Annotated in this window: 13 protein-coding genes and 1 pseudogene; 5 read left to right on the forward strand and 9 right to left on the reverse strand. The window is 59.4% G+C overall.

Annotated features, from left to right (window positions below):
* Positions 1 to 305: 305 nt before the first annotated feature.
* From ACA068_RS16195 to ACA068_RS16235, 9 genes are all read right to left on the reverse strand, one after another.
* Entirely contained in the window at positions 306 to 1787 is a 1482-nt protein-coding gene (locus tag ACA068_RS16195; protein ID WP_497303143.1) for an efflux transporter outer membrane subunit, read from the reverse strand.
* Complete coding sequence (locus ACA068_RS16200; protein ID WP_497303145.1) at positions 1784 to 4891, reverse strand: efflux RND transporter permease subunit; 3108 nt, start codon at positions 4889 to 4891, stop codon at positions 1784 to 1786. Before ACA068_RS16200 ends, ACA068_RS16195 begins: the two co-directional genes overlap by 4 nt.
* Positions 4888 to 7992 (reverse strand): MdtB/MuxB family multidrug efflux RND transporter permease subunit, encoded by a 3105-nt coding sequence (locus ACA068_RS16205; protein WP_497303147.1) that lies wholly within the window; start codon positions 7990 to 7992, stop codon positions 4888 to 4890. Before ACA068_RS16205 ends, ACA068_RS16200 begins: the two co-directional genes overlap by 4 nt.
* Positions 7989 to 9305, reverse strand: coding sequence for an MdtA/MuxA family multidrug efflux RND transporter periplasmic adaptor subunit (locus ACA068_RS16210; RefSeq protein ID WP_497303149.1), 1317 nt, complete (start codon positions 9303 to 9305; stop codon positions 7989 to 7991). Before ACA068_RS16210 ends, ACA068_RS16205 begins: the two co-directional genes overlap by 4 nt.
* A gap of 444 nt (positions 9306 to 9749) precedes the next feature.
* Positions 9750 to 10250, reverse strand: coding sequence for a thiol peroxidase (gene tpx / locus ACA068_RS16215; protein WP_497303151.1), 501 nt, complete (start codon positions 10248 to 10250; stop codon positions 9750 to 9752).
* Positions 10251 to 10481: 231 nt separating this feature from the next.
* The gene (locus ACA068_RS16220) at positions 10482 to 10925 is read right to left on the reverse strand and encodes an SRPBCC family protein (protein WP_497303153.1); all 444 of its coding nucleotides are present in this window, start codon (positions 10923 to 10925) and stop codon (positions 10482 to 10484) included.
* A 64-nt stretch (positions 10926 to 10989) separates the two neighbouring features.
* The gene (locus tag ACA068_RS16225) at positions 10990 to 12534 is read right to left on the reverse strand and encodes an S-type pyocin domain-containing protein (RefSeq protein ID WP_497303154.1); all 1545 of its coding nucleotides are present in this window, start codon (positions 12532 to 12534) and stop codon (positions 10990 to 10992) included.
* Positions 12535 to 12630: 96 nt separating this feature from the next.
* The gene (locus tag ACA068_RS16230) at positions 12631 to 12906 is read right to left on the reverse strand and encodes a bacteriocin immunity protein (RefSeq protein WP_497310608.1); all 276 of its coding nucleotides are present in this window, start codon (positions 12904 to 12906) and stop codon (positions 12631 to 12633) included.
* A complete protein-coding gene (locus ACA068_RS16235; protein ID WP_497303156.1) occupies positions 12896 to 15490 on the reverse strand; it encodes a pyocin-S2/colicin E7-DNase domain-containing protein in 2595 nt (864 codons plus the stop codon). The genes ACA068_RS16230 and ACA068_RS16235 overlap by 11 nt, the downstream gene beginning before the upstream one ends.
* Positions 15491 to 15714: 224 nt before the next feature.
* Here ACA068_RS16235 and ACA068_RS16240 point away from each other — a divergent pair, with 224 nt between their 5' ends.
* The 5 genes and pseudogenes from ACA068_RS16240 to ACA068_RS16260 all read left to right on the forward strand — a co-directional run bounded on the left by ACA068_RS16240 (position 15715) and on the right by ACA068_RS16260 (position 19452).
* Complete coding sequence (locus ACA068_RS16240; protein ID WP_497303158.1) at positions 15715 to 16140, forward strand: YciI family protein; 426 nt, start codon at positions 15715 to 15717, stop codon at positions 16138 to 16140.
* 322 nt (positions 16141 to 16462) lie between these two features.
* Entirely contained in the window at positions 16463 to 16675 is a 213-nt protein-coding gene (locus ACA068_RS16245) for a hypothetical protein (RefSeq protein WP_497303159.1), read from the forward strand.
* Between the two features lie 27 nt (positions 16676 to 16702).
* Positions 16703 to 18103: a DUF1254 domain-containing protein gene (locus ACA068_RS16250; protein ID WP_497303161.1), complete on the forward strand. Its 1401-nt coding sequence runs from the start codon at positions 16703 to 16705 to the stop codon at positions 18101 to 18103.
* A 37-nt stretch (positions 18104 to 18140) separates the two neighbouring features.
* Positions 18141 to 18427: pseudogene (locus ACA068_RS16255) on the forward strand (BatD family protein); the annotation flags it as partial.
* Complete coding sequence (locus tag ACA068_RS16260) at positions 18424 to 19452, forward strand: HAD family hydrolase (protein WP_497303163.1); 1029 nt, start codon at positions 18424 to 18426, stop codon at positions 19450 to 19452. The pseudogene ACA068_RS16255 and the gene ACA068_RS16260, both read left to right, overlap by 4 nt.
* The last annotated feature ends 14 nt before the right edge of the window (positions 19453 to 19466 follow it).

The raw sequence follows: 19466 nt of genomic DNA on the forward strand, positions 1-19466 counted from the left end.
GCTTCCGTTCTCGGGAGGGCAAATCGGGTGATTGTACTGATTACGTCAAAGAACGCACTGACAAAAGCAATCATATGGCCATCAACCCGATGAAACGATTGTTTGACTCCCGATGACGACACGTTCGCTTGTAGCAGCTGTCGAGCCTGCGTTGTGGCGAGGGGGCTTGCCCCCGTTGGGGCGCGAAGCGGCCCTAGCTATGGTTCAAAAACACCGAGTCGTCTGTATTTACGACCGCTTCGCGCTCGAACGGGGGCAAGCCCCCTCGCCACAACGCAGCCTCGGCAGCTGCTACAGGGGCCGTCCTATTTGTTTTCGCTCACCTGGAGCGCACCGTCCCAACCGCCGCCCAGCGCCGCAATCAGCTGCACGCTGGCGATCAAGCGGCTCTGCAACAGGCTCAACACACTACGCTCGTTACTCAACGCAGTGGCCTGGACAACCACCACATCCAGGTAGGCAATCACCCCGGCCTTGTATTGATTTTGCGTCAAGCGCAGGGATTCACGCGCCGCATCCAGTGCTTCCTGGCGCACACCGGCTTCGTCTTCCAGCACCTTAAGCTGCACGAGGTAGTTTTCCACCTCGCGAAAACCGTCGAGCACGGTCTGGCGGTACTTGGCCACAGTTTCGTCGTAGGCCGCTTCACTCCGATCGACCTCGGCCGAACGCTGGCCGCCATCAAACAGGGTCATGGCCAGTTGAGGCCCCACCGACCAGAAGCGGTTCGGCACGCTGATCCAGTTGGCATAGGTGCTGCTGCTATAACCGCCGTTGAGGCTCAGGGTCAGGTCCGGGTAGTAGGCGGCCTTGGCCACGCCGATGTTGGCGTTGGCCGCCATCACCGAACGCTCTGCCGAAGCGATGTCCGGGCGGCGCTCGAGCAACTGCGATGGCAGACCCAGCGGCACTTCGGGCAACGCCGGGATGTTCTTGGTTTCGGCCAGGCTGAACTCGGCTGGCGGCAGCCCGATCAATACGGCAACGGCGTTCTCGAATTGGGCGCGCTGCCAGATCAGGTCGACCATATCCGCCTGAGTGCTTTTGAGCTGGGTCTGAGCCTGGGCCACCGCGTCCTTGCCGGAGACGCCGGCGCGGTACTGGTTTTCGGTCATTTTCAGCGAGCGCTGATAGGCCTCGACGGTCGCTTCCAGCAGGCGTTTCTGTTCGTCGATCACCCGCAATTGCAGGTAGTTCTGCACCAGCTCCGATTGCTGGCTGAGGCGCATCGCCGCCAGATCGGCAAAACTGGCCTCGGCGTTGGCGGTGTCGGCTTCAAGGCCCCGGCGCAATTTGCCCCAGATGTCCGCCTCCCAACTGACCCCGGCCTGCGCGGTGTAGGTGTCGCGAATCCCGCTGGAGGAACTGGTCAGGCTCGAACTGCTGCTGCCAGTGCCCTGGCTGCTGCGGTTTTTCCCGACGGTCAGGTCCACCGTCGGAAAAAACGCGCCCCGGGCGCTGCGCACCAAAGCCTGGGCCTGACGGTACTGGGCTTCGGACTGGGCGACGGTCTGGTTGGAACTGTTGAGTTTTTCGATCAGGCCATTGAGCTGCTGATCGCCATACAACTCCCACCAGGCACCTCGCGCCAGGGAATCACTCGGGCTGGCCTGACGCCAGCCGGCCGCTTCCTTGTATTGCACCGGCGCGGCCGCTGGCGGGCGCTGGTAGTCCGGGCCGACAGCGCAAGCGCTGAGCATCGCCACGCACAGCGCCAGGCTCAACAAACGCGAGCCCCGGGCGGCTGCCAGCGGCGTCGCCAGATTAATAAGCGAACGGTCAGTCATAGCGGAGTTTCCAGAGCAGCATCGGTACGCACGCCACGCCATTTGTTGAAGCGATGGCGCAGTTTATCGAGATAGAGGTAAACCACCGGGGTGGTGTAAAGGGTCAGCACCTGGCTGAAGATCAGCCCGCCGATGATCGTCAGGCCCAGCGGCTGACGCATTTCCGCCCCTTCCGCACGCCCTAACAGCAACGGCAACGCGCCGAGGATCGCCGCCAGGGTGGTCATCAGAATCGGCCGCAGACGTTGCAGGCAGGCACTGCGGATCGATTCCAGCGGCGCCATGCCCTGATGGCGCTCCAGTTGCAGGGCCAGGTCGATCATCAGAATGGCGTTTTTCTTCACCACGCCGATGAGCAGGAATAACCCGAGCAACGAAATCAGGCTGAACTCACCGCCCAGCGCATAGATCGACAGCAACGCGCCGACCCCGGCCGATGGCAACGTCGACAAAATGGTCAGCGGATGAATGTAGCTTTCATACAGCACGCCCAACACCAGGTACACCGCCACCAGCGCGCCGAGAATCATCCACGGCTGGCTCTTCTGGGTGGCGGCGAAGGCATCGGCGGTGCCGGCCATTTTCGCAATCACGCTTTCCGGCAGGCCGACCTTGGCGATGGCCCGCTCAATCGCCGCAGTGCCCTGCTCCACCGTCACGCCGTCGGCCATGTCAAAAGACAGGCTCTCGGAGGCGAACTGGCCCTCGTGGCTGACCCGGTCGTCTTCCAGACTGTTTTCGTAATGGGCAATGGTCGACAACGGAATCCGCGCGCCGTCAGCGGTGATCACCTGCACCTGTTTGAGGGTGATCGGGTCTTGGGCGTATTTCGGATTGACCTCCATCACCACTTGGTACTGGTTGAGGCTGTCGTAAATCGTCGAAATCTGCCGCTGGCTGTAGGCGTTGTTCAGCACCGAAGTGACCATGTCCATGTCGACACCCAGGCGTTTCGCCTGATCGCGGTCGACGATCAACGTCACTTGCTGAGCCCCCCGACCTTCGCGGGCATCTATCGCCGTCAGCTCCGGCAATGCTTTCAAGGCGGTGACGACTTTCGGGTACCACTCGCGCAAGTCGCCCAGGTCGCCGCTTTGCAGGATGTAGGAATACTGCGAGGTGGTTTGTTCACGACCGCCACCGAACTGCAGGTCCTGATCGGCCATCAGCATCAATTGCGCGCCAGGGACCTTGGGCATTTCCTTGCGCAGGCGTTCGATGACTTTCTGCGCGGAAATGTTGCGTTCCTTGATCGGTTTCAAGCGCACCAGCATGAAAGCGTTGTTGGTACCGTTGGTGCCGCCGATGAACCCGGCGACGCTTTGCACCGCGTCGTCCTTGAGCACGGCACGGCGGAAGATTTCCATTTTTGGCTGCATCACGCTGAACGACAGACCGTCGTGGCCACGCACGAAACCGATCAGTTGACCGGTATCCTGCTGCGGCATAAAGGTTTTAGGAACAACGACATACAACGCGATGTTAACGCCGACTGTCACGAACAGGCTGAACAAGGTCAACCGACGGTGACGCAGCACCCAGTCGAGGCTGGTCGCGTATTTGCCGACCATCCACTCGTTGGCCCGCTGGCTCAAGCGCTGCAAACGGTTTTCCTGCCCCGGCGTGTGCGGCTTGAGCCAACGGGCGCAGAGCATCGGCGTCAGCGTCAGCGAGACCAACAGCGAGACCACGATGGACGCCGCCAGCGTGATGGAAAACTCACGGAACAGGCTTTCGACGATCCCGCCCATAAACAGGATCGACAGGAACACCGCCACCAGCGAGACGTTCATCGACAGCAAAGTGAAGCCAACTTCCTCAGCCCCGAGGTAGGCGGCCTTCATTGGCGGCACGCCTTCGTCGATGTGCCGGGAAATGTTCTCCAGCACCACGATGGCGTCGTCCACCACCAGCCCGGTGGCCAAAATCAGCGCCATCAACGACAGGTTATTCAGGGAAAACCCATAGAGGTACATCACCGCAAACGTGCCGACCAGCGACACCGGCACCGCCAGAGTCGGAATCAGCGAGGCGCGGAAGTTACCGAGGAACAGGAACACCACCAGAATCACCAGCGCCACGGCGATCAGCAGGGTCATTTCCGCTTCGTGCAATGTCGCCTTGATCACCGGCGAACGGTCCATCGCCAGGTTCAGCTTGACGCTGGCCGGCAGCACCGCCTGCAACGCCGGCAACTGCGCCTTGATTTCGTTGACCGTCTCGATGATGTTCGCACCGGCCTGGCGGTTGATCACCAGCAGCACCGCCGCGTCATTGTTGAAGAAACCGCTGTTGTAGCGGTCCTCGACACCATCGCTGACCTTGGCCACATCCTTCAAGCGCAACGCTGCGCCGTCCGCGTAGTGGATGATCAGCGATTCGTAATCCTTGGCTTTCTCCAGTTGATCATTGGCCTGCACCTGCCACAACCGCTGGCCGTCTTCGACCGAACCTTTCGGCCGGCGCACGTTGGCGTTGGCGATGGTGTTGCGTACATCGTCCAGGGCCACGCCGTACTGGTTGAGCGCCTGGGGTTCGAGCTCGATGCGCACCGCCGGCAGGGAGCTGCCACCAATCTGCACCTCACCGACGCCCTGCACCTGGGACAGGCTCTGGGACAGAATCGTCGAGGCCAAATCGTAGAGCTGGCCTTTTTCCAGTACGTCGGAGGTCAGCGACAGCACCATGATCGGCGCCTGCGACGGGTTGACCTTCTTGTAGGTCGGCATGCTGCGCATCCCGCTCGGCAACAGGTTGCGCGAGGCATTGATCGCCGCTTGCACCTCCCGCGCCGCGCCGTTGATGTCGCGGTCCAGATCGAACTGCAAAATCACCCGGGTCGAGCCCTGGCTCGAGCGGCTGCTCATGGTGTTGACGCCGGCGATGGCGCCGAAGGAGCGCTCCAGCGGCGTGGCCACGGTCGAGGCCATCACTTCAGGGCTGGCGCCGGGCAAACTGGCCTGGACCACGATCACCGGGAAATCCATCTGCGGCAACGGCGACACCGGCAACAGGCCGAAGCTCACGCCGCCCAGCAGCATGATCGCCAGGCTCAGCAGCATGGTCGCGACCGGGCGCTTGATGAAAGGTCCGGACAGGTTCATGGCTGCTCTACCGCTTCCGCGGCTTCAGACTTGCGACCCCAGCGCCGACCAAGGCGGTCGAAATACAGATAGATCACAGGCGTGGTGAACAGCGTCAGCACCTGGCTCAACAGCAGACCGCCGACCATCACCAGGCCCAACGGCTGGCGCAATTCCGCGCCGGAACCGGTGGCCAGCATCAACGGCACCGCACCAAACAATGCCGCCAGCGTGGTCATCAGAATCGGTCGGAAACGCAGCAACGCCGCTTGATAGATCGCGGTTTCCGGGTCCATGCCCTGATTGCGCTCGGAGTCGAGGGCGAAGTCGATCATCATGATCGCGTTCTTTTTCACGATACCGATCAGCAAAATGATGCCGATGATCGCGATCATCCCCAGGTCATTGCCGCTCAACAGCAAGGCCAGCAAGGCGCCGACCGCCGCCGAGGGCAAGGTCGAGAGAATGGTGATCGGGTGGATGTAGCTCTCGTACAACACGCCGAGCACGATGTACATGGTCACCACCGCCGCCAGAATCAGCAGCAAGGTGCTCGACAACGACGCCTGGAATGCTTCGGCGGCGCCCTGGAACTGGGTCTGCACGCCAATCGGCATGCCGATGTCTTTCTGCACCTGTTCGATGATTTCCACCGCATGCCCCAGCGCCACGCCGGGCGCGAGGTTGAAGGACATCATCACCGCCGGGAACTGGCCGATGTGGGTGATCGCCAGTTGCGCCTGCCGCTCCTCGATGTGCGCGAGGCTGGACAGACGCACTTGCCCGCCGTCGGTGGTTTTGACGTGAATCTGGTTCAACGCATCCGGGCCGATCTTCTCGCCGGACTGCGATTGCAGCACCACGCGGTATTGGCTGGCCTGGGTGTAAATGGTGGAAATCTGCCGCTGGCCGAAGGCGTCGTACAGCGCATCGGTGATGTTCGACACCGATACGCCGACCCGCGACGCTGCATCGCGGTCGATCACCAGATAGACCTGCAAGCCCTTGTCCTGCAAGTCGCTGGCGACGTCAGTCAACTCAGGCCGTTGCGCCAGTGCGTCCACCAGACGACCGCTCCACAGGCTGAGCAACTCGGAATCGGGCGACGACATGCTGAACTGGTATTGCGTGCGGCTGACGCGGTCTTCGATGGTCAGGTCCTGCACCGGTTGCATAAACAGGCGAATGCCGACAAGCTTGTCCAGTTCCGGTTGCAGCCGGGCGATCACTTCGGTGGCGCTCAGGTCACGGTTGCTGTGGGACTTGAGGTTGATCAGCAGGCGACCGCTGTTCAGCGTCGAGTTGTCACCGTCGACGCCGATGTAGGACGACAGGCTCTCCACCGCCGGATCGGCCAGGATCACCTTGGCCAGTTCCTGCTGCCGCTCGCTCATCGCCGCAAAGGAAATCGACTGCGGCGCCTCGGAAATGCCCTGGATAACCCCCGTGTCCTGCACCGGGAAGAAGCCCTTGGGCACGACCAGGTACAGGAACACCGTCAGCGCCAGGGTGCCGATCGCCACCATCAGCGTCAGCGGTTGATGCTTGAGAACCCACTTTAACTTACGGCCGTAAGCCGCGATCATCCAATCAATTGTTGCACCGCTGGCGCGGTAGAAACGGCCCTGTTCTTCTTCCTTGGGTTCACGTTTCAGCAACCGCGCGCACATCATCGGCGTCAGTGTCAGGGACACAACCAGGGAAATCAGGATCGCCACCGCCAGGGTGATGGCGAACTCGCGGAACAAGCGCCCCACCACGTCCGCCATGAACAGCAGCGGAATCAAAACCGCGATCAGCGACAGGGTCAGGGAAATCAGGGTGAAGCCGATCTGCTTGGCGCCCTTCAACGCAGCATTTAGGGGACTGTCCCCTTCTTCGATATACCGGGAAATGTTCTCCAGCATCACGATCGCATCGTCCACCACGAAACCGGTGGCGATGGTCAGGGCCATCAAGGTCAGGTTGTTGACCGAGAAACCGGCGAGGTACATCACGCCGAAAGTGCCGATCAACGACAGCGGCACGGCCACCGACGGAATGATCGTGGCGCTGAACCGACGCAGGAACAGGAACGTGACCATGACCACCAGCGCGATGGCAATCAGCAATTCGTGCTGCACGTCGGTGACGGAGGCGCGGATGGTCTGGGTGCGGTCGGTGAGGACCGTGACGTCGAGACCGGCCGGCAGGTTGTCGGTGATGCTCGGCAGCAAGGCCTTGATCCGGTCGACCACCTCGATAACGTTGGCGCCGGGCTGGCGCTGAATGTTCAGCAGCACCGCCTGGTTTTCATTGGCCCATGCCGCCAGGCGTTCGTTTTCGGCGCCGTCGACAATCTCGGCCACGTCCTTGAGGCGCAGCGGCGCACCGTTGGCGTAGGCCAGGATCAGGTTGGCGTAGTCCTTGGGCGAGGTCAGTTGATCGTTTGCATCCAGCATCGAGACCCGGGTCGGGCCGTCGAAATTGCCCTTGGGCTGGTTGACGTTGGACGCGCCGATCAGGGTGCGCACATCCGACAGGTTCAAGCCATTGGCCGCCAACGCCTCCGGGTTGACCTTGATCCGCACCGCCTGCCGCTGGCCGCCGGCAATGCTGACCATGCCGACCCCACTGATCTGGGCGATTTTCTGCGCCATGCGTGTATCGACCAGATCATTGAGTTTGGGCAACAGCATGGTTTTGGAGGTGATGGCCAGGGTCAGCACCGGGGTGTCCGCCGGGTTGACTTTGTTGTACACCGGCGGCGCCGGTAGGTCCTTGGGCAGCAGATTGGTCGCGGCGTTGATCGCGGCTTGGACCTGCTGCTCGGCGACGTCCATGTTGATGTCGAGGCTGAAACGCAGGGTCAGCACCGAAGCGCCGCCGGAACTGGTCGACGCCATCTGGGTCAGGCCGGGCATCTGCCCGAACTGACGCTCCAGCGGCGCGGTCACGGCGCTGGTCATGACATCCGGGCTGGCGCCGGGATACAGCGTCATGACGCGGATGGTCGGGTAATCCACCTGAGGCAATGCCGACACCGGCAGCAGCCGATAAGCAATCACGCCGGCCAGGATAATGGCCAGCATGCTCAGTGTGGTGGCTACCGGGCGAAGGATGAACAGCCGCGAGATGTTCATGCGCCGCCCTTTTTCGCCTTGTCGGTGGTCGCCGGCTCAGTCGAGCTGGCCGCCGATTTACCTTGCAGATGGCCGGTCGGGCTGGTCGGTACGTCCTGGGTGTCGTTGACCACTTCCACTTCACTGCCTTCCTTCAGGCGGTCGGTGCCTTCCAACACGACGCGATCCCCAGGCGCCAGGCCTTCGGTAATCACGGTGTTTTCACCGTCACTGGCGCCGACTTTCAACTGACGGATCGCGACTTTCTTGTCGCCGTCCAGGGCATAGACGAAGGTGCCGTTGGTGCCGAACTGAATCGCCGCCGACGGCGCGAGCACCACATCCTTGAGGGTGTCGGCCAGCAGGTGCACGTTGACGAACTGATTGGGGAACAGCGCCTGATCTCGGTTGTCGTAGCGCGCCTTGAATTTCAGGGTGCCGGTGGTGACGTCGATCTGGTTGTCCAGGCTCTGCAACACGCCGGTGGCCTGCAACTTGGTGTCGCCACGGTCCCAGGCTTCGGCCGGCAGTTTGGCGCCCGTGCGGTAGCGCGCCAGGACGACGTCGAGGCTGTTTTCCGGCAAGGTGAAGGCGACGCTGATCGGTTGGGTCTGGGTAATGATCGCCAGCGCCGTGGTGTCGTTGGCCGCCACCAGGTTGCCGACGTCGAGCTGCCGCAGGCCTACACGCCCGGCAATCGGGGCGCGGATTCTGGTGAATTCGAGATTGAGCTTGGCGTCGTTGACCGCCGCCTGATTGGTCTTGACCGTGCCCTGGTACTGGCCGACCAGTGCTTCGGCGGTGTCCAGGGTTTGCTTGGCGATACTGTCTTCCTTGAACAGGCCGCGATAACGCTCGACATCGACCTGCGCGTTTTTCAGCTGTGCCTGGTTCTGCAGCAGCGTGCCTTCGGCCTGGAGCAAGGCGTTCTGGTAAGGGCGCGGATCGATTTCAGCCAGCAGGTCGCCAGCCTTGACCATCTGCCCTTCTTCGAAGGAAATCTTCATCAGTTCGCCGCCAACCCGGCTGCGCACATTGATGGTGTTCAGCGCGGTGACGGTGCCCAGCGCCTTGTAGTACAGCGGGAAATCACCCTTGACCGCCGGCGCCACGCGCACCGGGATCGGCCCGGTCGCCCCGCCGAAGCCCGGACGCATCCCCCCCGACTTGCCGGTGTGGCCGGCCACGGCTTTCGGCGCAGCACCGTCTTTCTGGGCAGTGCCGGCGGGCCAGAATTTCCAGCACAGGCCAGCGATGACCAACAGGACAAGCAGGCCGAGCAGCCAGCGACGAGGTTTACGGGAAGCGGAGGATTGCATGGAATGATCAACCATTGGGCGCGTGAGCTTCTTTCTACAGGAGGCTGAACGATAAGCACTGGTGGGTATTAAGCAAAGCGCCTTTACCGGCAATTTACCTTCGGCTTACGTAACAGGAGATATATCTAAGACACTGAAGCACAAATGAAAACGGCCTGGACAGAGGGGGCGTTCTCAGTTAATTACCCCGCCGCGCCGGGTCTGCTGTTGTGCAGGGCAAGGCGCGAGAAGCGTGGTTTGGTCATTCCAAATAAGCTTCGAGCAACGCAGCCCTGCACAACAGCAGGCCCGGCCCTTCGGGTTGTGCCTTAAAGCGGGCCAGCCTGCGTTGCAGGCCTTGGAAAGGGAACAACCATTCCCAGCGGCCTGCGCCTTGCCTGGCCCGCTTTAAGGCGACAACGCGACGGGGAAATTAACTGAGAACGCCCCCTCAGGCCGTTAACAATTGTAATGCTTTACTTATTTCAGAACGGCCAGTGCCGCTTCGTAGTTCGGTTCTTCAGCGATTTCCTTGACCAGTTCGCTGTGCAGAACGTTGTCGTTTTCGTCCAGTACCACGACGGCACGGGCGGTCAGGCCTTTGAGCGGGCCGTCAGCGATGGCCACGCCGTAGTTCTCGATGAACTCGGCACCGCGCAGGGTCGACAGGTTCTGTACGTTGTCCAGGCCTTCGGCGCCGCAGAAGCGTGCTTGAGCGAACGGCAGGTCAGCGGAGATGCACAGCACCACGGTGTTGGCGATGTCGTTGGCCTGGGCGTTGAACTTGCGTACCGAAGTGGCGCAGGTTGGGGTGTCGACGCTTGGGAAGATGTTCAGCACTTTGCGCTTGCCGGCGAAGCTCGCCAGGGTCACGTCGGACAGATTGCCAGCAACCAGGGAAAAGGCTGGCGCCTTGGAACCGGCTTGTGGCAGTTGGCCGTTGACTTGAACCGGGGAGCCTTTAAGAGTGACTTGAGCCATGAACGGAGTCCTTCTGACGTTGTTGTGGAGAATTTTGAAGAGGCCGAAGTTAACCACGAAATGGGCCGACGACCTATGGACAGATACAAATTGTGATGTCTCGTCGCACACATTGGATACAAACCAAATCCTTTGTAGGAGCGAGGCTTGCCCGCGAAGAACGATAACGCGGTCAGCCTGTTGCAACGAGGTGATCCCTTCGCGGGCAAGCCTCGCTCCTACAAATCGGGTTCAGGCCAACAACCGCAGCATATTGCGGTGCCGTGCCTCGAAAATCCGGCGCATATACGCATTCACCAGCAACGCTTCGGTAAACGCGCCACCGAAAGCCGAATACGTCACATGGTCGGTGTATAGCGTACCGCCCTCTCCTGCCTCCACCCGGTGCTCATGACGAAAGGCAGCCATGGGCCCCTTGAGCATTTCATCGATGAAATGGTGCTCGCCGACTTCCCGTATCACCACGGTCCAGCTCGCAGGAATGACACTGAACATCCAGTGTCGAAAACGGAACTGGCGCCCGGCTTCGATGCGCAGGTTGCTCAAATCGATATCGCTCAATAACGTAACCCGCTCCGGGAAGATCTTCGGAAAGTTGACGCCTTCAAGGCAGAAATCGAGGACTTGCTCAGGCGTGCGGCCGGGGATCAGAGTGGTGAGTTCCAGGACAGGCATAGACGGTAACATTCCTTTGTTTGGCGAGACGGCAGATTGATGGCAGGTCAAGAACGAAGTCGCACTAGCGCTTTACTTCAACAATCGCCAACTCGGGATACTCGCGCCTGTCTCTGAACATAACGTAAAGCGGGTCCAGACCTGAATCTGCCGGGAAGACCACGACGTAGTCATCGAACTGAATCGCTAGAACATCGCGGAAGGTCTCTAGTAACGGCACGGGTGGAGACACGAGAAATCCCAGCCTTTTTTCGCTTGCTGGTGCCAAATCAGGTGGGCTGTCGGGAGTGACCGGCGCCTGCCAGTTAACCGTCAGGGGAGCGGGTCCGTCGGCAGTGAAAGTGAACGCGTTCAGGTGCTCATTCCAAACAGCCGGGCGCACTCGCACTTTCGAATCATTGGTCGAGGTAATAGAAATCTGTAACAACGTCTGTATTTGTTTCAAACCACGCGACATTGCACCAGGTGGCGCTGTGTACGTGCTGCTGTTCATTCTGAAGCGCATGTCGACCTCAGCTTGAGACTTCGCCAGACCGTGCCAGTCTTGCCCCTCTATAGGGTGAAGTTCGGCAAGGGGCACACTTAACCCATACATCTCGGTTTCGGCACGACTGACAAACTCAAATCGCAGGACCGCTGCGTACTGACCTGTATGAGCGTCGGTTTCAGTAGTGAGCTGCCAGGTGAACTCTGCCAGAGCTGAACGTATGGATTTTTGCAGAGCCACCCAATGAGTCTCCAGTGGCTGCGAAAAGGCACCGCTAAGCAAAATACTGGGGCGCACCTTGGCAAAGGCGAGGTATGCGACAAGCAAACCAGGCGCCTGAGTAGGACCAACCCCCTCTTTATGGCGCTGACGGACAAGTTGAGCCTGTGCGAGGACCAGCAATGCTTCAGCCTGAACTTGCAAGCGCTGCAGACGCTGGTTGATGGCGATCAAACTCCTTGCGTACCGTTCATGGGTGGCGCTGATCTGTTGCGCGATACTTTGCCACAGCGCCTGCTCTGACCGAGCGTCGGTCTTATCGCGCAGGGCGGCGTTCTTGGTGAACTCGACGCGCGATTTCCAGTATCCATACTGGTGCGCAGCCTTACGCGCCTCGTACTCGGCCACTTCCAGCGCTCGCAGACTTGCCTCGCACTCGATGATGTTCACTTCATTGATCTGTTGGCCATGCAGGTGCTTGATTCGTTGCTCAAGAAGGCCAAGAGACACTTCAATCGCTTGCTCGGATGTCGCCAGTTCCGCGACGATTCTTTGAACACCTTCCAGGCTCAAGGTCGCTCGTTGCTGCGCTATCTGCGCGGGACTCAGCGGCACATACGGTATTGGTGCTCTCACAGCTGCACTTTGACCCTTGAACGCGGCCACGCCCTGCCCTTGCCACCACTCGTTGACATAACCGACGACCCATTCGGGGGAATTCATGTTGTACTCATCTTTTGAGTAAAACAGCAGGTCAGCACCCTCAGGATGGCCGACGATACGGTCGAAATGATTGATCAGTTGGTCGTGATATTGCTTAGGTAAATCAACCGCCCAGATCCTGTTTACCAACGCCAGGAATTCCGGCTCGGTGTAATCCTTGAGTGTTGCTTTAAGTTCCATCTTTGGTTCTTCCTTTTGTCTTTTGGAAAACTTCCGAAAAGAATGGCACCTGCTCATTTCCTTATGAGCAGGTGCCAGTTAGTCATTGCTGGAAAGTTACTCGCGTTTGAAGCCAGGTTTGTTATTGGCTGCCCGCCACTTTTTGACTTCTTTCAGAATCCCTTCGGGACTGTCCTCCTGACCGTCCTTGGGATAGAAAATGACGTCTGATCGGTCAGGGTGTTCGGTAATTAACTCAAAATGGACCAACAGGCTATCCAGATAAGCCTCCAACTCGTCTCCCTCCAATTCATCCGGATAATTACTAAACTGTTGTAAAAAGGTCAAAAACTCCGCTTCTGTATAGTCTTCCAACTTCTTTTTAAAGATCATTTTCATTTTTTCCTCCGTGTAATTGGATGTGCCGCTTGGGCGTCATCACTAAGATGTTATCCATCCCATACACCTCCCCACCGTCTGCAATTCCAATTTCGTGGTGAAGTTCAAACGTTTTGCGACCACCCACCTGATCAGTGCCCAATGGGTATGGAGAAAGGCCTGATCGCATTCTTTTTACATTGTGAACACTAAACTGTTTGCTCAATGCCACATCCTCTGCAATAGCCTTCCAAAACGCCCGCCTGAATCCATGAAAATTCCTGAACTCCTGCCATCGCAACTGATCCGCAATGTGCGAAGGAATGGGTGCGCCCATACCTCTTGCGTCGTCCCCGAGCCAAACTTCCGAAGTATCAGCCCCCCAACCTGTAGCGGTTCCTGGATCATCTCGCCGATCAAGAAACAGAACATCCGACGAGGGCAGCTCCATATCCCCCGGATACCCAGGAATACTGGCACCAATCTGCCCTTCGTCAACAGCCGGAAACGTCTCGTTTTGCGGTAGGACCGGGATGGCCGGTGTGCCGGGATAAACCGTTGGAATAGACGGTGTGACGGGTAAGGTTGTAGGACCAAGGAGATCCACTCCCGGCGGAACGAGGGGTGTCCAGGTACCGCCTCCCACGGGACGAATCGGCCAAGGTAGAACAGCTGGAGTGATGCCCAGCCTCCCCTGGGTGCTTTGCGGTGTGGTGATGCTTATCTTGTCGAGGTTGAAGGGGTTCGCGCCAAGTTCTGCCCGCTCCTGATAGCGCAGTTCGAACTCACGCCGTTCACCAACCCACGTGCTTTTCGGCGCGTAGGGTGCAAAGCCTTGTTTGATGCGTTTTTTATTCACCTCGTCGAATTGCGCAACAAGCGCCGGATGTTCGCCAACCGTGCGCCACAGCGCTTCATCGAAGGCGCTGAACGACTTGATTTCGCGGCCGCGGAATTGGTCACCGATCTGCACAGGAATGGATGCACCCTGGGCTCGGCTTGCGGCTTTCCACCAATCATTCGCAGCGGGTTGACCGGTCCCGGTGACAATGCCCGAGCCTATGGGCGGCAGGTTGAAGGACAGGTACGTCGGCGGCAGGCCAGGCACGCAAACGATGCAATCCTGAATGCGCAAGTCGACACCCGCCGGGATGTCCTGGATCTGCGGTGTCATCACCGCCAGGCCAGCTTGGCCAGAAGTGGTCACCTGAGGTGTGGACTCGGGTGTGAACTGCAGGAGTCGTGGCGGTGAACCCGGAACCTCGGCGCTGTAGACACCGGTCAGCGGGTCAAGTACGGCATTGATGACAGGTACACGAGCGTCAACCTCACCACCGGTGCCTGTGACGATAATCGCGGTACCTTCCGGCACAGCTTCGGGTTTGAGCCGGTACGCCACCTCCGCCGAACCGCCCGCATCTGCGATTGACTGCAGCGCCCGACTGTCAGTAAAGCCCAGCGCTTGGGCCGGAACGCCAATGCCCTGCAACAAACGCCCGCGCTGTTCCGTAGTCAACTCGCCATTGCCAAGGGTTGGCGAATAAAACATTGCAGTGACAAATACTGGCCCTGTCCTGACTACGATGCGTCCGGCATCGATGAGGGTATCGATGGCAGCCCGGACAGCCCTTTCAAGTGCAGTGGCGACGTCTTGCGCAACCAACACACTTTCTCGAGTCAAAAACATTCCGCCGCCAGCGGCCACCGAAGTTGCCGGCGCCGTCAGCGTGTTGGCCTGCCTGACCCGTTCAACTCGCGCATCTTCATCGACTTGCTGCTTGAACCGAACTCGCGCCTCACGCTGCTCGGCATACTGCCGGTTACGCTCCCAGACGGCTTCCCTTTCACGCCATATAACGGTCTGCTCGGCATGATGTCTGCCCAGCGCATTGGATTTATCCGTGAGCGCGTTTATCTGCGCGGATAGAAGCCGGGCTTCGTGGGCGGCGTTGTAGGCGTTTTCCCAGATCTGGTGGCCGTCGTTGAGCGCCTGGCCGAACTCACCCAGTCGTGTCAGGTAATCGTTCGAAGTGCGGGTGAGAGGATCGTGTCCATCGAAGGACCGGGCAACCGCATTCTTTGCATTGAGCTCTGCGGTTTTACGGGCGATCAGCCCATCGATTTCGTTTTTTTCCTTGGTGATGATGTAGAGCTGCCAACGCTCGCTCGATCCACTGTTCGGCGGTCGTCGAACACCCGAGATTTCATGTTCCAGGGAGGGTGCGAGTTGACTTGCCTTAGCCGCAAAGCTTCGGTCTGCCTCTGATCTGATAGCGTCATGACGCTGGGCCAGACCGGCAAGAAACTGATGCAAGGCCTGGACGCGAGACAACTCCTGAGCCTGTGCTGCGACGGCCTGTGCTTGAGCCGCCTCGGTTTGCGCTTGGGCGACAGCTTGCGCGTGCGCTTTTTCCTTTGCCTGACGAGCGGCCTCTATGGCCCGCTTTCGGGCCTTTTTCTTTTTCTTGCTGGATTTACCGAACCCGCCTGAAACCCCTCCGCCGCCTGTCCCTCCACCGGAACCACTGCTTGAAGCGGGCGGACCCGACCGGATGACGACACTTCCTGACGTTCCATCGTTATGTATTTGTTGTGCCATACAGTCACTCCTTGTCTGTAGGGCGCAGCATGTCGGTGGAGCGGTGGTCCGGTGCGGTACATAGTTATATGGGTCGCCTATACACCGAAGGTCGTCAGCAATCTGAATGGTAAGTCGAGGTTAAATCGGCTCATTCGGGTAACTTCCGTCAGTGGCGTTGTCGATTCGAGTCGCCGTTATTCGACTAGATAGCGAATCACCCACAATCCAGCGGAGACAAGACCATGCGACTCATGATCATTGTAAAAGCCAGCCCGGACTCCGAGGCCGGCGTGCTGCCTACCGAAGAACTGATGACCGCGATGGGCAATTACAACGAGGAACTGACCAAGGCCGGCATCCTTATCGACTGCGACGGCCTGCAACCGAGCAGCAAAGGCGCACGAGTGCGTTTCTCCGGCGAAAAACGCACGGTCATCGACGGCCCGTTCGCCGAAACCAAGGAGCTGATTGCCGGTTACTGGATTTGGGAGGTCAAGTCGAAAGAGGAAGCGATCGAGTGGGTCAAACGCTGCCCCAACCCGATGCCCGGGACCGAAGCGGAGATCGAGATTCGTCCGATATACGGAGTGGAAGATTTCGGCGAAGAGTTCACCCCGCAACTGCGCGAGCAGGAAGAACGGATTCGCGAGCAGATGAAAAAGCGCTGAATATTGCAGGGAATTAAGCGTCCAGCGCCACCTCATCAACACTTTTCGCGGGCAAGTCGATCACCACACCGCGTTCTCTTGCAGATGCCAGACTTGCCCGCGATGGCTTTTCTGCCACATCACCCAAGCCTCAGGTTTGCATTCAATTTCAATGCACAAAAAATACCGAAAACCTGAACAAACATCCAAAGCCCCCGTCCGGCTGGCGAATCCGACGTTAACTGCTAACTTCAACAAACGTGTCCTACAGGCTTGATAGGAAAGAGATTACGCAGTAGTTGCAACCGCGACACAACTGCCTTTCGGCAAATAGGAGTCTCGTATGTACTGTGCAATTCGCTTGGCCGGCTACAGCCTGATGACTATGTTCGTCAGTTGCGGCGTCGGTGCCCAGGACCTCGATACCCGAATCGGCAAGATTGCGATGCAACCCAGTCTGCCGGCCCATGAAGCGATCTTCCGGATCAACGCCGGTCCGCTGGTGGTCGAAGTGCCGTCCCGCCCGGCACTCGACGACATCACGGCCGTGGAGTGACGCCCAAGGGTTCAAGAAGGAAGTTCTATGACTAACCGCCTGTTGCTCACCGCGCTCTCGCTCGCCCTGAGCACCAGCGCCTGGGCCGACTTCACCACCACACCCGAAGAAGCCCGCGGCATCGCCAAGGAAGCCTACCTGTACGGCTTCCCGGTGGTGGAAATGTACAAAACCCTCTACACCCAGGCCGTGGACAAAAAAAGCGCGAACTTCAGGGCACCGTTCAACCGGATCGGCAACACCGCGAAGGCGTTCACCGCCATGGACACCGCGTTCGTCACACCCAACGCGGACACGCCCTACTCATTTGTGTGGATGGACCTGCGCGCCGAACCCGTTGTGCTGACCTTGCCGCCGATCGACGGGCACCGTTATTACTCCGTTCAATTGATCGACGCCTACACGCAAAACTTCGCGTACCTGGGCACCCGCAGTACGGGCAACAACGGCGGGCATTTCATGGTCGCAGGCCCCAACTGGCAGGGCCAGCAACCGGTAAAAATGGATCGCCTGTTGCGCAGTGAAACCAACATCGCCTACGCCCTGTATCGCACGCAGCTGTTCGATGACAAGGACCTGGCCAAGGTCAAGGCGATCCAGAAAGGCTACAAGGTCGAAACGCTGAGCCACTATGTCAAACAGAAGGCCCCGCCAGCCGCGCCGAAGATCGCCTGGCCCAAACCCACCCCTACCATGAGCGATACCCCTGATCTGTTCCGCTACCTGAACTTCATGCTGGCCTTCGCCCCGGCGCAGGACGCGGAAAAGGACCTGCTTGCGCGCTTCAAGACCATCGGCATCGAGGCCGGCAAGCCGTTCAATCTGCACGACTTCACACCGGAACAGCGCCAGGCCCTGGAAGACGGTATCAGCGACGCCAAGGCCGAATTTGCCCAATTCAAAAAAGACAAAGTCGATACCCACCAGGTCACCAGCGGCGACTTCTTCGGCACCCGCGATCACCTCAAGGGCAATTACCTGTACCGCTACGCTGGCGCCAACATGGGGATTTTCGGCAACTCGGCCCAAGAGGCCAATTACATTGGCTATTTCGTTGATAAGGACGGCCAGCCACTCGATGCCTCGAAACACGATTACACCCTGCATTTCGACAAAGGCGCCCTACCCCCGGCCGACGCGTTCTGGTCACTGACGATGTATAACGGCAAGAACAAGCTGCTGGTGGCCAACCCGCTGAATCGCTACCTGATCAACTCGCGAATGCTGCCCGATCTTAAGCTCGATGCCGACGGTGGCCTGACCCTTTACGCACAAAACAAGGCACCGGCCGAGGACCTGCAGACTAACTGGCTGCCAGCTCCCAAAGGCCCGTTCTACGGCGTCCTGCGCTTGTATCTGCCGAAACCGGAAGTTACCAACGGCCAATGGAAAATGCCGCTGCTAAACCCCGTGCCTGCTAAACCATGAATTCCCACTCCGTAGACCGCAGGAGCACCCCGATCGACACGCCTGGCGGAAAGTCCCGGTGCAGATCGATGACAAACCGGCACAACTGAGCGCCCTGTACCTCTGGGGCAGACGCAGCCGCCTGGGCCTGAAACTGGGCAACCTCGGCCCGCGCCTGCAAAACCTGTTGCGCGCCTGTTACAGCCGGCATCCGACCGAAGATCAGGCGCTGCGCCAACTGAGAAATCCTTGGCTACGCTGCATAGTCAGGCCAAGCGCAACCCGCCTCCTGCTGCTCACGCCTTACGCCCACTTAACCCTGTTTACGAGAAGGACTTCCCATGACGAACCCGATATCGATCCGCCAACGCCACGGGCTGAAGCTGTTGCTTGCGCTGGCCTTGAGCATACCGCTGCTGGCCCTCGCGGCCGAACCCCTGCCGTCGTGGAACGACGGACCATCGAAGCAAAACATCATCGAGTTCGTCCAGGCAGTCACCGACCAATCCAGCAAGGACTTCGTCAAACCCGAAGACCGCATCGCCGTCTTCGACAATGACGGCACGTTGTGGAGCGAGCAGCCGATGTACTTCGAGTTGCTGTTTGCCCTCGAAGAGGTCAAGCGCACCGCACCGCAACACCCGGAATGGAAAACCACCCAGCCCTTCAAAGCCGTGTTGGAGAACGATCACCAGGCCCTCGCCGCCACAGGCATGGACGGCATCCTGAAAATCTTCGGCGCCACCCACACCGGCATGACCACCGACGCCTTCGACGACTACGCCAAGACCTGGCTGAGCCAGGCCAAACACCCCAAAACCGGCAAGCCGTACACCGAGATGATCTTCCAGCCGATGCTGGAAATGCTCGACTACCTGCGCAGCAAGGACTTCAAGACCTACATCGTCTCCGGGGGCGACACTGCGTTCATGCGCGCCTTTGCCGAGAAGGTATACGGCATACCGCCGGAGCAAGTGATCGGCACCACCTTTGTCACCGCGTTCCAGTTCAAGGACGGCAAGGCCTCGATCATGCGCACCCCGAAACTGGCCCACAACGACGACGGCCCGGGCAAACCGGAAAGCATCGACGCGGTGATCGGGCGCCGGCCGATCCTGGCGTTCGGCAACTCCGATGGCGATCTGCAAATGCTGCAATGGACCGCCGCAGGACCGGGCAAACGCTTCATGGGATTGGTGCATCACACCGACGCCAAGCGCGAATGGGCCTATGACCGTCAATCGCAGATCGGCCGGCTGGACAAGGCTCTGGACGAAGCCAAAACCCGTGGCTGGACTATCGTGGACATGGCGTCCGAATGGCGCCGGATCTATCCGTTCGATGCGGCCGCTCCCGAGCAAGTGCAATAAAAAAGCGTTACGCA

This window comes from Pseudomonas sp. LBUM1660 (assembly GCF_059695935.1).